The 14,071-nt window shown below is 44.3% G+C and carries 13 protein-coding genes; 6 read left to right on the forward strand and 7 right to left on the reverse strand.

Features of this window, described 5'->3' with window-relative positions; genetic code table 11:
* Window positions 1-12 precede the first annotated feature (12 nt).
* The 3 genes from FTT75_RS11560 to slyD all read left to right on the forward strand — a co-directional run bounded on the left by FTT75_RS11560 (window position 13) and on the right by slyD (window position 3,475).
* The gene (locus FTT75_RS11560) at window positions 13-1,326 is read left to right on the forward strand and encodes a D-alanyl-D-alanine carboxypeptidase PBP6B (protein ID WP_005170266.1); all 1,314 of its coding nucleotides are present in this window, start codon (window positions 13-15) and stop codon (window positions 1,324-1,326) included.
* A gap of 243 nt (window positions 1,327-1,569) precedes the next feature.
* On the forward strand, window positions 1,570-2,856 hold the full coding sequence (locus FTT75_RS11565; protein ID WP_159138598.1) for an NAD(P)/FAD-dependent oxidoreductase: 1,287 nt from the start codon (window positions 1,570-1,572) through the stop codon (window positions 2,854-2,856).
* Between the two features lie 136 nt (window positions 2,857-2,992).
* A complete protein-coding gene (slyD, locus tag FTT75_RS11570; protein ID WP_005097432.1) occupies window positions 2,993-3,475 on the forward strand; it encodes a peptidylprolyl isomerase in 483 nt (160 codons plus the stop codon).
* A gap of 154 nt (window positions 3,476-3,629) precedes the next feature.
* Here slyD and FTT75_RS11575 read toward each other — a convergent pair whose 3' ends face one another.
* From FTT75_RS11575 to FTT75_RS11595, 5 genes are all read right to left on the reverse strand, one after another.
* Window positions 3,630-4,403, reverse strand: coding sequence for a M48 family metallopeptidase (locus tag FTT75_RS11575; RefSeq protein ID WP_005097433.1), 774 nt, complete (start codon window positions 4,401-4,403; stop codon window positions 3,630-3,632).
* Window positions 4,404-4,515: 112 nt separating this feature from the next.
* Window positions 4,516-4,824 (reverse strand): hypothetical protein, encoded by a 309-nt coding sequence (locus tag FTT75_RS11580; RefSeq protein ID WP_100355850.1) that lies wholly within the window; start codon window positions 4,822-4,824, stop codon window positions 4,516-4,518.
* A gap of 159 nt (window positions 4,825-4,983) precedes the next feature.
* Window positions 4,984-6,303: an adenylosuccinate synthase gene (locus FTT75_RS11585; RefSeq protein WP_005170258.1), complete on the reverse strand. Its 1,320-nt coding sequence runs from the start codon at window positions 6,301-6,303 to the stop codon at window positions 4,984-4,986.
* Between the two features lie 70 nt (window positions 6,304-6,373).
* Entirely contained in the window at window positions 6,374-7,540 is a 1,167-nt protein-coding gene (locus tag FTT75_RS11590; RefSeq protein WP_180001311.1) for an ATP phosphoribosyltransferase regulatory subunit, read from the reverse strand.
* A gap of 208 nt (window positions 7,541-7,748) precedes the next feature.
* Window positions 7,749-8,204: an Lrp/AsnC family transcriptional regulator gene (locus tag FTT75_RS11595; RefSeq protein WP_004645552.1), complete on the reverse strand. Its 456-nt coding sequence runs from the start codon at window positions 8,202-8,204 to the stop codon at window positions 7,749-7,751.
* A 147-nt stretch (window positions 8,205-8,351) separates the two neighbouring features.
* On the opposite strand from FTT75_RS11595, the gene FTT75_RS11600 reads away from it, so the two are divergent.
* Both FTT75_RS11600 and FTT75_RS11605 read left to right on the forward strand, forming a co-directional pair.
* Window positions 8,352-9,101, forward strand: coding sequence for an AzlC family ABC transporter permease (locus FTT75_RS11600; RefSeq protein WP_180186451.1), 750 nt, complete (start codon window positions 8,352-8,354; stop codon window positions 9,099-9,101).
* On the forward strand, window positions 9,098-9,397 hold the full coding sequence (locus FTT75_RS11605; protein WP_005097439.1) for an AzlD family protein: 300 nt from the start codon (window positions 9,098-9,100) through the stop codon (window positions 9,395-9,397). The genes FTT75_RS11600 and FTT75_RS11605 overlap by 4 nt, the downstream gene beginning before the upstream one ends.
* 43 nt (window positions 9,398-9,440) lie before the next feature.
* Here the strand turns inward: FTT75_RS11605 and FTT75_RS11610 are convergent, their stop codons facing one another.
* Both FTT75_RS11610 and gap read right to left on the reverse strand, forming a co-directional pair.
* Entirely contained in the window at window positions 9,441-9,737 is a 297-nt protein-coding gene (locus FTT75_RS11610; RefSeq protein ID WP_005097440.1) for a hypothetical protein, read from the reverse strand.
* A 191-nt stretch (window positions 9,738-9,928) separates the two neighbouring features.
* Window positions 9,929-10,951: a type I glyceraldehyde-3-phosphate dehydrogenase gene (gap, locus tag FTT75_RS11615; RefSeq protein WP_180186453.1), complete on the reverse strand. Its 1,023-nt coding sequence runs from the start codon at window positions 10,949-10,951 to the stop codon at window positions 9,929-9,931.
* Between the two features lie 388 nt (window positions 10,952-11,339).
* Between gap and alaS the strand changes: the two genes are divergently transcribed.
* Window positions 11,340-14,033 carry an alanine--tRNA ligase gene (alaS, locus tag FTT75_RS11620; protein ID WP_171294231.1) on the forward strand — a complete coding sequence of 898 codons (2,694 nt, stop codon included), beginning with the start codon at window positions 11,340-11,342 and terminating at the stop codon, window positions 14,031-14,033.
* The last annotated feature ends 38 nt before the right edge of the window (window positions 14,034-14,071 follow it).

Below are 14,071 nucleotides of genomic sequence, written 5' to 3' on the forward strand. Positions count from 1 at the left end.
TAAGGAACATCCTTGAAATACATCATCTCACTGATTGCGGTATTCAGCTTATTTATTTCTGCATTTTCACATGCTGCCTTACTCAATATTCTGCCTGAAAGCGTTGAAGCTGAAGCCTGGACTATTCTGGATTCACAGTCTGGTCAAGTCATTGCAGAACACAATGCCGATGTGCAACGTGCGCCGGCTTCGCTGACCAAAATGATGGTGGCTTATATTGCCTTAAAGGAAATTGAGGCCGGAAAATTAGATAAAAATGAAGTTTTAACTGCCACATCTGTGGTTAAAAATGTCATGTGGGATGAGTCACAGATGTATCTGAAAGAAGGTGATCTGATTACAGTCGATCAGCTTCTGGCGGGTTTGATTATCATGTCTGCCAATGATGCAGCGTTGACGCTGGCTGAGAAAATCTCGGGGAGTGTTCCCCAGTTTGTAGAGCGGATGAATCAGGAAGCCAAAGCACTGGGCATGCAGCATAGCAATTTCCAGAATCCGGCCGGCATTACCATGCCCGAGCATTATTCGACTGCTGCCGATTTGGCCCGACTCTCTATGGCGGTGGTGAATGAAACCCCGGATTATCTGTATTATTCCAAACAGCCAAGTTTCACTTATAACCAGCATTTTCATCGTGCCACCAACCGTGTACTTCAGGTCGACCCAAGCGTAGATGGTTTAAAAACCGGTTTTACCCGTGCGGCCGGTTATAACCTGGCGCTGACAGCCAATCGTGTTACAGCAGACTTTGAAATGCCGAAGCGCCGTCTGATTGTGGTAGTGCTAGGCACTAAAAGCGCCACAAAGCGCGCTGAGATATCGCATAAACTGATGAATCTGGCTTATACCTATACCCGCAATGAAGTCGCGATCAAAGATCAGCAACTGTTGGCTGAGTTGCCTGTGATTAAATCCACTTTAAAAATGTTTAAAGTGCAAACCAAGCAGCCGCAGATTATTACTACCTCGCTTTATGATCAGAGCTATAGCATTGACCTGAATCAGTTTGATCAGGCGCATCAGCGTGTCATGCTAAATACAGGTGATGGCGCTTTAAAAAGTATCGAGCCACTTCAAGAAACCCAGACCCATATCAATGTTGAAATGAAGGCATCTGAACTCATTGCGCCTTTAGCCAGCATGATGCCTTTGGCCACGATTCAGATTTATCAAAATAATCAGTTAATTCGCACCATTCAAATTGAAGATCATGTCGAAATTGAAGAAGCCAACCCGTTGCAGAAGTTCTTTAGCTGGCTGCAAGGTTTATTCAGTTTCTTTTCAGACTCAACACCCGGCGTAAAACTGTATCCTCTAGATCAATAATCCTCTCAATATCAAGTAATTCTTCAAGCTAGAAGCGCTGATGTAGCCTTCTAGCTGATTCATGATCTATCCCAAATGAGGCACCCCGCCCGAAACGCAGCAATTATTACCCGCTCTCACAGAATTGCTACGTTTTGTAATGTGTATAACAATTTTAATCAAGACGCGATTTAGCACATGCCATAGTATATTTTCTCTCTATTTCTCTTATTTTTATTAAAAAAATAAACAGGTTAAGAACGCATGACAGTACATAAAATCGTGATTGTGGGTGGTGGCGCTGGTGGTCTGGAACTGGCGACACAACTGGGTGATAGCCTGGGTAAAAACGGCAAAGCCCAAATTATTTTGATTGATCAAAAACTGACACATCTCTGGAAACCGCTGCTACATGAAGTCGCCGCAGGTACCTTAAATCCACATCAGCAAGAAACCAATTATTTTGCCCATTCTGCCGCACATCATTATGAGTTTGTTTTGGGGACATTCACAGGTCTGGATCGCGAAGCGAAACAGATCATCGTCGAAACAGAATATTTCTCTAAAAAAAGTGAGCCCAAGAAAAATCAGCGTATTGGCTATGACACACTGGTACTGGCTTTAGGTTCAACCTCAAATGACTTTAATACCGAAGGGGTCAAACAGTTCTGTCATTTTCTCGACAGCCGTCAGCAGGCAGATATCTTTCAGCAGGATCTGCTGCACCTGTATTTAAATGCTCAACATGAGACTTCAAGTCGTGAGCTGAATATTGCTATTATTGGTGCCGGTGCGACTGGGGTAGAACTGGCAGCGGAGCTGGTAGAAGCCAAACAGAATTTCTTTCAATATGGCTTAAACAAGGTCGATCCCAACAAAGTCAAAATCACCTTGATTGAAGCCGCGGATCGTATTCTGACTGCACTCTCGCCTAAAGTTGCTGCAAATACCATGAAACAGTTAGAACAGTTCGGTATTGAAGTCCTGACCAGTCATCGAGTGGCCAAGGTCGATGAAGACAAGATTTATTTTGCCGATGGTTCCAGTCTGGATGCTGAAATCAAAGTCTGGGCCGCAGGGATCAAAGCGCCGGAAGTCTTGGCACAACTCGACGATATGGAAAAAGACCATATTCATCGGCTCAAAGTTTATGCCACCCTGCAAACCAAATCTGATCCAAGTATTTTTGCATTTGGTGATTGTGCGCATTGCCAGCCTGCGGCAGATCAACCCGTCTTGGGCCCACGAGCTCAAGTGGCCAGCCAGCAAGCCAGCTTTCTGGCCAATGCTTTAAAAGCCCATGTCAATGGAGATAGCTATTTGCCGATGTTTAAATTTTCTGACAAGGGCTCACTGATTTCCTTAAGTCAGAATAAAGCTGTGGGGGAATTGCTGGGTCAGGTCAATGTGCAAGGCTTTGTCGCCAAAACCATGTATGTCTCTTTATACCGGATTCATCAGGCGGCCATTCATGGTTATGCCCATGCCGGTATTTTGACTGCAAAAGATTTAGTTACACGAAAAATCTCTCCAAAGCTGAAATTGCATTGAAATTCCAGAATTTGGCCCAATCAATGAAAAAATCGTCAATAAAATTGTCAAATTGCGTTTTTTTGCTAATTTTAGTCTACAAAAATGCAATTTCACTTTATGATGTACCCTTAAAAAATTGAATGGATCAATTCACATGACTGCTATTGCAAATAACCTCGTGGTTTCTTTCCACTACACATTGACTAACGCAGAGGGTGAAACTCTCGACCAATCTCAAGGTGAACCACTTGCCTATTTGCACGGTGCAGGTAACATCATCCCAGGTTTAGAAAACGCGTTAGAAGGCAAAACTGTGGGTGAAAAATTCACTGTTAATGTTCCTGCTGCTGAAGGTTATGGCGAATATAACCCTGACCTCGTACAAGAAGTTCCTGCGCAAATGTTCCAAGGCGTAGACAACATTCAAGCAGGTATGCAGTTCCAAGCTCAAACTGATGACGGCGTGCAAATCGTAACTGTTAAAGCAGTTGAAGGCGACAATGTTGTTGTAGATGCGAACTTCCCGCTTGCTGGTCAAGACCTGACTTTCGAAGTTGAAATTGTATCGATTCGTGAAGCTTCTCAAGAAGAATTAGATCACGGTCATGTACACGGTGCAGGTGGTCACCAGCACTAAGATCTTCTGATCGAGTGTAAAAAAGGCAAAGTGAAAACTTTGCCTTTTTTATTGCCGCCAAAATATTCATTTTAAAATGGAGAATAAAAAAGCAGGACCATGGCCCTGCTGTTTCAATCCGATCAAGAGATCCCTTTAGAGAATAATCGCTGGATTATTTGCGTTGATTATAAATCTGCATGGCTGCTGGTAACTGTTGACGCATTTGTCCAATACGCTGGCTGTTCGATGGATGCGTAGACAGGAAGGTTGCGCCATTGCTGCCACCGAGTTTGTTCATTTTTTCCCACAAGGTAATCGCTGCATTCGGGTTATAACCTGCACGTGCCATCAGCATCAAGCCACCCTGGTCAGCACGGCTTTCCAGATTACGCGAGTATGGCAGGCCAATCCCGATCTGACTTCCTAATTGCGCTGCTGCTGCGCCACCCTGGCCCACACCAGCTGCATTCAGACCAATGCCTAAAGCCAGGTCGGTGAGCGCCTGGGCACCAATTTTCTGCTTAGAATGCTCTTCTAAGGCATGTACCATTTCATGACCCATAATTGCTGCAATTTCAGCATCGGTCAGATTCAGCTTATTCACAATACCGGTATAAAATACCACTTTACCACCCGGTGCAACAAAGGCATTAACCTGATCGGACTTGAGCACAGCCAATTGCCACTGGAATGCTGTACCAGTCTGGTTCATTTGGTTCGCAATCGGCTTTAAACGGTTAAATACGGTATTAATACGTTTATAGGTCGCTGAACTGGTGTCCAGTTGACCTTTATTTCTGGCATCAGTCACCATGGCATTATAGCTTTGTGTCGCAGATGCATTTAAGGTCGCAGAATCAGCCCCAGCAATATCCGCAATAGTGGTACAACCCGACAATGTCACGGCTGCGGCAGCCGCCATACCCAATAAAAATTTATTCTTCATTATAATCAACTCTACCTTAGCCCAAGCTTAATTTACATTGTAAAAATTATAAGTGAAAGCATACAGGAGCTAAACGCTTAATTACTCCATCTTCTTATAAATTCTGTAATTTTTAAGCCAAGTACTGTATCGCCAGCCAATAAATCAGACAGATAATGTTCAAGCCCAGATAAACCTGACTTAAGGGTTTTATTTTTTGTTCCAGAATTTCATCTTTACGTTTAAAAAATAAATAGGCGTTTTGCAATAAAATAATAGGCACTAATATACAGGCGATAATGACACTCAGACCAATCAGCGCCGCATAAATCACCTCAGGATTTTGGGTTTGCGCGCGAATAATCATCATGGCAATTGTTGGCGCCCCGCCCATCGCGAATAACAATGAATAAAACATGGTCGCCGATATATTTTTTTGCATCCTTTCACTCATTTTTTCTTTCTTTATATATGGCTATGTTAAAGCACATTTTGTCACAGCACCGATGCAACTTTAGTCTTGAGCCAAATTTATAGTTTTTGGATATAAAAAACCCATCCGGAGATGGGTTTTATCATTCAAGCTTTAATCAAATGAAGATCAAGCATCAAACGGGTGGCGAAGAACGATAGTTTCTTCACGGTCTGGACCGGTTGAAATGATGTCGATTGGACATTCAATCAGTTGCTCAAGACGTTTTACATAGTTCAATGCAGCTTGTGGCAACTGATCCAGCGATTTTGCACCGAAAGTTGACTCAGACCAGCCTGGCATTGTTTCGTAAATTGGTTTTAAAGTTTCGAATGCAAGCGCATCGGAAGAACCGACACAACCAGAATCTGCAGCTTCATAACCGACACAGATTTTCACTTCTTCTAAACCATCAAGAACATCAAGTTTAGTCAGGCAAATACCAGACAGTGAGTTTACATCTACTGAACGACGTAGAATTTCAGCATCGAACCAGCCACAACGACGTTGACGGCCAGTAGACGCACCAAATTCATTACCAATGGTACCCAGGTGTTTACCAACCGCATCACCCACATCGTTTGCAGCGTCATAAACCAATTCCGTTGGGAATGGGCCTGCACCGACACGCGTAGTGTACGCTTTGGTAATACCCAGTACATAATCAAGGTGCAAAGGACCCAGACCTGAACCTGAGCTTACGCCACCAGCAGTGGTGTTTGAAGATGTCACATACGGGTATGTACCATGGTCAACGTCAAGAAGTGAACCTTGCGCGCCTTCAAACATGATGTTGTCACCGTTTTTACGGTAGTTATGCAGTTCAGTTGTTACGTCTACAACCAACGGCGCAACAACCTTACGCCATTCGTCGCAAAGTGCCAGTACGTCTTCTAGCTTAACTGCTTCAACACCATAGTATTGAGTAAGCTGGAAGTTATGGTAATCCAGAAGTTCAGTTAACTGAGCAGTAAGATGTTCACCACCACGTACCAGGTCAGCAACACGTACTGCGCGACGCGCTACTTTGTCTTCGTATGCAGGACCGATACCACGACCTGTCGTACCAATCTTCGCATTACCACGTTTTTTCTCACGCGCCTGATCAAGTGCGATGTGGTTCGGAAGAATCAATGGACAGTTTGGAGAAATGCGTAAACGTTCTTTAACAGGAACGCCTTCTTTTTCAAGAATATCCATCTCTTTGATGAGCGCTTCAGGAGAAAGAACAACACCGTTACCAATTAAGCACAATACGTTTTCACGTAAAATACCTGATGGAATGAGGTGTAAGACAGTTTTCTTACCACCAACCACAAGAGTGTGACCTGCGTTATGTCCGCCTTGATAACGAACTACCGCTGCCGCTTGATCTGTGAGCAGGTCGACGATTTTACCTTTACCTTCGTCGCCCCATTGGGTACCAAGTACCACAACATTCTTGCCCATAATAGCCTCATTACATCATGCTGTTAAAGTTGAAAGCCCCGCTCAGCGACATGAACACTGAGCCAAGCAGTTAAATCGTTTTGACTGTCCACTCACCATTCGCATTCACCAGCTGGTGCGTCGCATATGGAATCGAGTTTAAATCATCATTACCCAGTAACTGAATTACACTTAAGCCTTGTGCACGAATGTTCTGAATCGCATTCAGAAGTTCTGCATCAGTGCCTTTAGGTGCAACCACAACCTGTACTGCGTCAAACTGACCTGCGCTTAACGCATATAAGTCACAAGAGAAACCTGTGGCAGGACGCGCACGACCGAAATGTTCACCAATGCCATCATAACGACCGCCTTGTGCCAGTGCTGCTGCACGGTTCGGTGCATAGACTGCATACATCAGACCAGTATGATAATGGTATGAACGCAATTCAACCACATCAATCCCAATACTCAAGTTTGGCCAACGGGCTTGAACCTGATCTTTGGTAATTTGTAAGGCATCAAAAGCTTGCTTGAAGGCTGGATTCGCCAACACTTCAGCACTTAAATTTGCCTGTAATGCGTCCAGATCGCTGGCATAGCGGCCCAGTGCATAAAAGTCCTGACCAAATTTCAGTTCTGCCGTAAATTCTTCCAACTCTGGCAAGGCCTTACGTTGGTATAAATCAGACAGTTTACGTTCAGCAACTTTGTTCAAACCTGCTTGAGCCACCAGACTGCGGAATAAGCCGACATGACCCAAGTCCAGATGGATTCCGTCTGCCAGACCTGTTTCCTGAATCAGACTGATCATTAAATCGACCATTTCTACATCGGCATCGATGCTGTCTGAACCAAACAGTTCGGCGCCTAACTGCAAAGGCGCACGCGAGGTATTAAAACCGCGTGGTTTGGTATGCAGAACGGTACCTGCATAGCAGTAACGCGCCACACCTTCCACTGGATGTACATGTGCATCAATACGCGCCACTTGTGGTGTCATATCGGCACGCACACCAAGCAAACGACCAGAAAGCTGATCGATGACTTTAAAAGTGGCTAAGTCTAAATCTTGATTCGATTCTGAGAGAGAAGAGAGAGATTCGATGTACTCAATGAATGGCGTGTACACCAACTGATAACCTCGAGATGCAAGGAAATCCAGTGATTTACGGCGCAAACTTTCAATGACTTGCGCTTGTTCTGGTAATACATCAGCTACACCATCAGGTAATAACCATGTCTCTGAAATGGGCATGTTGTAAACCTAAATTCTTGTCAGCGCGGAACGAATCCGCATAAAAAAATCGGGAGCACACCCGATTTCTCCTAGTCTAGCACGATAGTTTTGGCTGTGCATCGCAAAATTTTATAATTTTTACTCTCTTATGCAATGAGCCACAATTGCGTCAACTATCAGCGTTTTATCGTGTATGACCAACACGCGCTATAAACAAAAAATCATTTTAGACCAATGGCAATGCGGTGGTACTTTTTACCGTTTGCAATGGAATTTCGGTTTTTACACTTTGGATGCAGGGAATTTGAGTCAAATGATGAATCTGAAATTTACGATAGGCATCCAGATCGGCCACCACAATTCTTAAAAAGAAATCACAATCTCCCGCCATTAACTGGCATTCCACCACTTCCGGCATCTCCTTGATGGCTTCAACAAATTGATCGACCACGGCGGCTTCTTGAGATTTAAGCCAAACCCGTGCAAATACACTCATTGCCAGATTGACTTTTTGCGGATTGAGTAAGGCGACATACTGCTCAATGACCCCATCATCTTCTAGTTGCTTGACTCTTCTTAAACAGGGGGACGGCGACAAGCCAATTAATTGAGCCAGTTCATTATTTTGCAATTTTCCGTTCTTTTGCAGTTCATGCAAAATGCGTTTATCAATTTGATCCATCTTGTTACTTTAGTATTTAAAACCCCTTTAAGCCAATTTAGCGCAATTTAATTCCAAATCAAATTTAAATTGTATGCACTACAACAGCAAATAGCCCGATTATCGCTATAAAATACGGTTCAATATTGAAGTCCTCAGGTCACTGACATGCTTTTGCTCAGACAAAGCAGCACGCCCGCGCTCGCGCATACAGATTTCAGCGAATTTCAGCGCGGTATGAAAGATTCTATTCCTATGCTTTTAGGAATTATTCCCTTTGCTTTGGTGCTAGGTGCGACTGCGATTCAGAAAAATTTCAGTGTGCTGGAAGTGCCTTTGCTGACTGGACTCAATTTTGCCGGCGGTTCTGAATTTGCCATTCTGGAAGTCTGGACCAGTCCACCCAATTTATTCATGCTGCTGTTTATTACCTTTTTGGTGAATAGCCGGCATTTGCTGATGGGTGCAAGCCTAGTCCCGTATTTAAAACATCTCCCGAATCGCAAAGTATTGCCGGCCCTGTTTTTTATGGTTGATGAAAGCTGGGCCTTAAGTCTGGCGGATGCGCAAAGAAAACAGGCGCAGTGGGGTTATCGGGCTGCTTTTAGCATGCCCTACTATGCCGGTTTATGTTTCTGTCTTTATCTGATGTGGGTCGGTTTTACCACACTGGGCGCGATGCTTGGACCTGTTTTAGGCGATATCAACCGCTGGGGCTTTGATATGGCCTTTCCTGCTGTATTTCTGGTGTTGATGCGAAGCATGTGGAAAGGCTTGAATGCAGCCCGGCCATGGCTAGTAAGCCTGATCTGTGCTGCTCTGGCTTATTTATATTTGCCTGCTGGCTGGTATGTGCCGATGGGTGCCCTAGCCGGCATTGTGTCTGCTTTTTTCTTGATTGGTGAGGAGGAAGCATGATTGAGATGAGTACATTGCTGGCCATCCTGCTGATTGCGGCAACCACCTATCTGACCCGGATTCTGGGCTATGTCTTATTAAAAAATAAGACGCTGACACAACGTCAGCGTAAAATCATGGACGTTGTACCCGGCTGTGTCCTGATTTCAGTCATCGCACCGTATTTTGTACGCGACAACCCTGCAGATCTGATCGCTTTGGCTTTAACTCTGTTTGCCGCTACGCGTTTTGGCTTGCTCCCCACAGTTGCCATCAGCATGGTGTCTGCAGCCGTCTTAAGAACTCTTCTCGTCTAGCCCTCAAACAGAATTCTTTATATGATTTCTAAAGGGATTCTGTTTATTTCTGTGGGTCTACGACCTTGGTGAGCAGGCTGACCAGCTCTGCATTTTGCAACTCGACCTGCTGCAGTTTGATTGTGGTCTGATCCAGCACTTCCTGCTGTACATGCATTTTTTTAGCCAAGTCCTGCATAATTTCCAGGGTCTTTTTTAAATTTTCTTCCAGATGCGCGACTTTCTCTTCTACCGGCACGCCCTCCACGACACCTGAACCATCATTCTGATTGAACTGCAGCCAGATTAGAAAAATCACTGCCAATGTGAGCAGTATAATAAATCCCCAAACCAACATCATATGCTTGCTCTTATTTCATTTTATTGGCTTTATCTTAACGAAAAATCATGCAGATGATGCAAATAATTCAAGCACTCACGCTGCTTTTCGATCAATTACGCGCAAATTCTATTAAAACAACGCATATCAAGAATGTTTAAAGCAAAAAAAGCACCGTATATCGGCACTTTTCAGGCTTAGCAAAGTCAAACTTAATGAAAAGATTCACATAAATCCAGCAAGCGGTTGGCATAACCCCATTCATTGTCATACCAGGCAAAGACCTTGGCCTGTTGTCCCACCACTAGGGTTTGGGTCAGGTCAACGATCAAGGAATAAGGAGAATGATTAAAATCACTCGACACCAAAGGTTCATCCGTCACTGACATGATTTCGGCAAAATCCTGTCGCGCCGCCTTAATTAACACTTCATTCAGTTTATGATCGGTAATCGGTGACTGGGAAACAAAGGTCAGGTCAATTGCTGCGACATTAATGGTCGGCACCCGAATTGAATAACCGTCAATCCGATCTTCCATTTTTGGCATAACCCGCTTTAATGCACCCAGCGCACTGGATGTGGTGGGAATAATATTGTGTCCTGCTGCCCGTGCACGACGCAGATCGCGATGCGCCTGATCCAGCACAGATTGATCTGCGGTCACCGCATGGATTTCGGTCATTAACGCACTGCTGATGCCAAAAGCATCATCGAGAATTTTGACCAGCGGTACTAGGGCCTGAGTGGTACAGGACACACTGGAAATGATCTGGTCGGTGGCTTTAACTTCGTGATGATTGACACCATACACAATCGCAGCATCGACAGTATCAAAGGGTGCTGCTCCAATAATCACCCGTTTCGCCCCTGCCTCAATATGCTGGGTCGCAGCTGCACGGGAACGGAACAGCCCGGTACATTCCAGCACTACATCTACTTCAAGTTTTTGCCAAGGAAGCTGCGCCGGGTTGGCTTCACACAAAACCTGAACTTTTAAGCTGGCATCCTGATAGCTGATATGCAGATAAATATGTTCGGCATCATAGCTGACGTCTACCTGTCCCGGAAAACGGCCATGGGTTGAGTCATATTTAAACAGATGAATTAAGGTTTCAACATCAGCAATATCGTTAATGGCAACGATTTCAAATTTAAAATCTTTCGGATTTTCAAACCAGGCACGCAATACATTACGTCCAATACGCCCAAATCCATTGATTGCCACTCGTTGCATGACTCAACCTTTTATATGCCTATTTTAAAACTCCTCTATGTTAAAGGATTTCTTGCGCAGTACATGAAAAACTTCAGTGAAAATACTGATTTTCGATTATTTTATTTCTGATACATCGCCCAATATTCAGATCTTTTAAAATTCTGATGCTGTGTAAATAGATGGATATAACCGAATTGTTCTGAATAGAAAATTCATTTTATGAATTCAGCACTAAACCCGAGTCAATAATTCCTTGGCAATTGGTTTTAAAATGATTGGTGCATACCGCTTTTTCCGTTATAATTTGGCGTTTTAAATTTTTAAGCCCCGCATTGCAGCAGAGCTCTCATGTGCTTGTCAGACTGTGGTGTTTTAGCCAAATCGGAAATTATGGAGTGACTTGGTTGTGAGTACTCGTTTTATGACATCAGCTGAAATTCGTGAAGCATTTTTGCGTTACTTTGAATCGCAAGGGCATACACGTGTCGCGTCGAGTTCACTAGTACCCGCCAATGATCCAACTTTACTGTTCACCAATGCGGGTATGAACCAGTTTAAAGATTGCTTCTTAGGTCTAGAAAAACGCGATTATGTCCGTGCCGTATCATCACAAAAATGCGTACGTGCAGGTGGTAAACACAACGACTTGGATAATGTCGGTTATACCGCGCGTCACCATACCTTCTTTGAAATGTTAGGTAACTTTTCATTTGGTGATTACTTCAAACGTGATGCGATCAAATTTGCCTGGGATTTTTTGACGGGCGATGACTGGTTAGCGCTACCTAAAGATAAGCTTTATGCCACTGTTTATCATACCGATGACGAAGCATTCGACATCTGGAACAAAGAAATCGGCCTAGATGCATCTCGCATTATCCGTATTGGTGACAACAAAGGTGGTCAATACGCATCAGATAACTTCTGGGCGATGGGCGACACCGGTCCTTGCGGCCCATGTTCTGAAATTTTCTTTGACCATGGCGATCACATCTGGGGTGGCCTGCCGGGCACACCTGAAGAAGATGGCGACCGTTTCATTGAAATCTGGAACAACGTTTTCATGCAGTTTAACCGCACGAGTGATGGCGTACTTCATCCGCTTCCAGCGCCTTCCGTAGATACTGGTATGGGTCTTGAGCGTATTTCTGCAGTTTTACAGCATGTCAACTCAAACTACGAAATTGATTTGTTCCAGCACTTACTCAAATCTGCGGCTGAGATTATTGGTCTAGACACTACTGCACTTGAAGCTGAAGCGGCTGAAAAAGGCACACCTGTACAATACCCTGCTTCACTTAAAGTGGTTGCTGACCATGCACGTTCATGTTCATTTTTAATCGCTGATGGTGTTAATCCTTCAAATGAAGGTCGTGGTTATGTACTGCGTCGTATCATCCGCCGTGCAGTGCGTCACGGTAACAAACTGGGTGCGACCGGTTCATTCTTCCATAAAATGTTGCAGCCGCTTATTGAAGTGATGGGCGAAGCATATCCAGAACTTGCAGCACAACAAGCACGTATCGAAGCTCAACTGCTCAAAGAAGAAGAACAATTTGCCAAAACACTTGAGCAAGGTTTGAAATTGCTTGAAGGCGAATTGGCACAATTAAAAGGTTCTGTGATTCCGGGTGAAGTGGTTTTCAAACTTTACGACACTTACGGTTTCCCGACGGACTTAACTGCGGATATCGCACGTGAACGTGACTTAAGCATTGACGAAGCTGGCTTTGAAGTTGAAATGGCAGCACAGCGTCAACGTGCGCGTGATGCAGGTAAATTCGCGATCGATTACAACAGTGTTGTCAAAGTTGAAGGCGAAACTCAATTTGATGGTTATGATGCAACTGCAGGCGAAGGCCAAATCATCGCAATCTATAAAGATGGCGAGCAAGTAGATGAAGTCGTTGAAGGCGACGAAGCTTTAATCGTACTCAACCAGACTCCTTTCTATGCAGAAAGCGGTGGTCAAATCGGTGATACAGGTATTTTCAAAAACTATACCGGGATTTTCGAAGTTCAGGACACGAAAAAATCTGGTGGTGCATTTGTACATCAAGGCATCGTGACCATGGGTAACTTGAAAGTTACTCAAAATGTAGAAGCAACAGTGCAAGCCGAGATTCGTGCAGCAACTGCACGCAACCACTCTGCAACTCACCTACTACATGCTGCGCTGCGTCAAATTCTGGGCTCACATGTACAACAAAAGGGTTCATTGGTCGCATCTGATGTGTTACGTTTTGACTTTGCCAATGATCAACCGGTTAGCTTTGAACAGCTGCAAGAAATTGAACGTCTGGTCAATGCTGAAGTAATTGCCAATACTGCGGTGTCTACTGAACTGCTGGATATTGAATCTGCCAAAGCCAAAGGCGCGATGATGCTGTTCGGCGAAAAATACGGTGACGAAGTCCGTGTATTGTCGATGGGTTCAGTGATTGAAGAGAAAAATTTCTCCATCGAGCTTTGCGGTGGTATTCACGTAAAACGTACCGGTGACATCGGTCTGTTCAAGATCACTTCTGAAGGTGGTGTTGCAGCAGGTATACGTCGTATTGAAGCAGTGACAGGCACCAAAGCAGTTGAAGTTGCACAAAAAGCCGATCGTGACATCAATACGATTAACGGTTTGCTCAAAGCGCAAAAAGACCAGACTTTAGAAAAAGTTGAAGCGTTAGTTGATACTGCATCGAGCTTGCAAAAACAGATCGAACAACTGAATCAGAAACTTGCTAGCCTGCAAGCCGGTGAACTTCTAAGCCAAGTTCAAACCATTGCAGGTCGTGCAACCTTGATTACAACCGTTGAAAATATGGATGCGAAAGCACTACGCAACCTGCATGACGGTGTGAAATCAAAATTAGAAAATGCAGTCATTGTGCTTGCAGGTGTAGAGGGTGACAAGGTGAGCTTGATCGCATCTGTAGCAAAAGACTTTACTGCATCTATAAAAGCGGGTGACATCATCAAACATCTGGCAACCGAGCTGGGTGGTAAAGGTGGTGGTAAACCTGACTTGGCACAAGGTGGCGCGCCACTTAACGAGAAGTTTGCTCCGGTGATGGCAGATTTAACTGCCTGGCTGGCAGCAAAATAAAACTTCAATTTTGTGTAACTGACCCTGATAGGACTATC

The sequence above is a fragment of the Acinetobacter sp. YH01008 genome (genome assembly GCF_013420435.1).
Classification (GTDB): domain Bacteria; phylum Pseudomonadota; class Gammaproteobacteria; order Pseudomonadales; family Moraxellaceae; genus Acinetobacter; species Acinetobacter pseudolwoffii.

Coding starts and splice junctions, on each gene's coding strand:
- FTT75_RS11565 (WP_159138598.1), top strand. CDS start 1,570: ATGACAGTACATAAAATCGTGATTGTGGGTGGTGGCGCTGGTGGTCTG.
- slyD (WP_005097432.1), top strand. CDS start 2,993: ATGACTGCTATTGCAAATAACCTCGTGGTTTCTTTCCACTACACATTG.
- FTT75_RS11575 (WP_005097433.1), bottom strand. CDS start 4,403: ATGAAGAATAAATTTTTATTGGGTATGGCGGCTGCCGCAGCCGTGACA.
- FTT75_RS11580 (WP_100355850.1), bottom strand. CDS start 4,824: ATGCAAAAAAATATATCGGCGACCATGTTTTATTCATTGTTATTCGCG.
- FTT75_RS11585 (WP_005170258.1), bottom strand. CDS start 6,303: ATGGGCAAGAATGTTGTGGTACTTGGTACCCAATGGGGCGACGAAGGT.
- FTT75_RS11590 (WP_180001311.1), bottom strand. CDS start 7,540: ATGCCCATTTCAGAGACATGGTTATTACCTGATGGTGTAGCTGATGTA.
- FTT75_RS11595 (WP_004645552.1), bottom strand. CDS start 8,204: ATGGATCAAATTGATAAACGCATTTTGCATGAACTGCAAAAGAACGGA.
- FTT75_RS11600 (WP_180186451.1), top strand. CDS start 8,352: ATGCTTTTGCTCAGACAAAGCAGCACGCCCGCGCTCGCGCATACAGAT.
- FTT75_RS11605 (WP_005097439.1), top strand. CDS start 9,098: ATGATTGAGATGAGTACATTGCTGGCCATCCTGCTGATTGCGGCAACC.
- FTT75_RS11610 (WP_005097440.1), bottom strand. CDS start 9,737: ATGATGTTGGTTTGGGGATTTATTATACTGCTCACATTGGCAGTGATT.
- gap (WP_180186453.1), bottom strand. CDS start 10,951: ATGCAACGAGTGGCAATCAATGGATTTGGGCGTATTGGACGTAATGTA.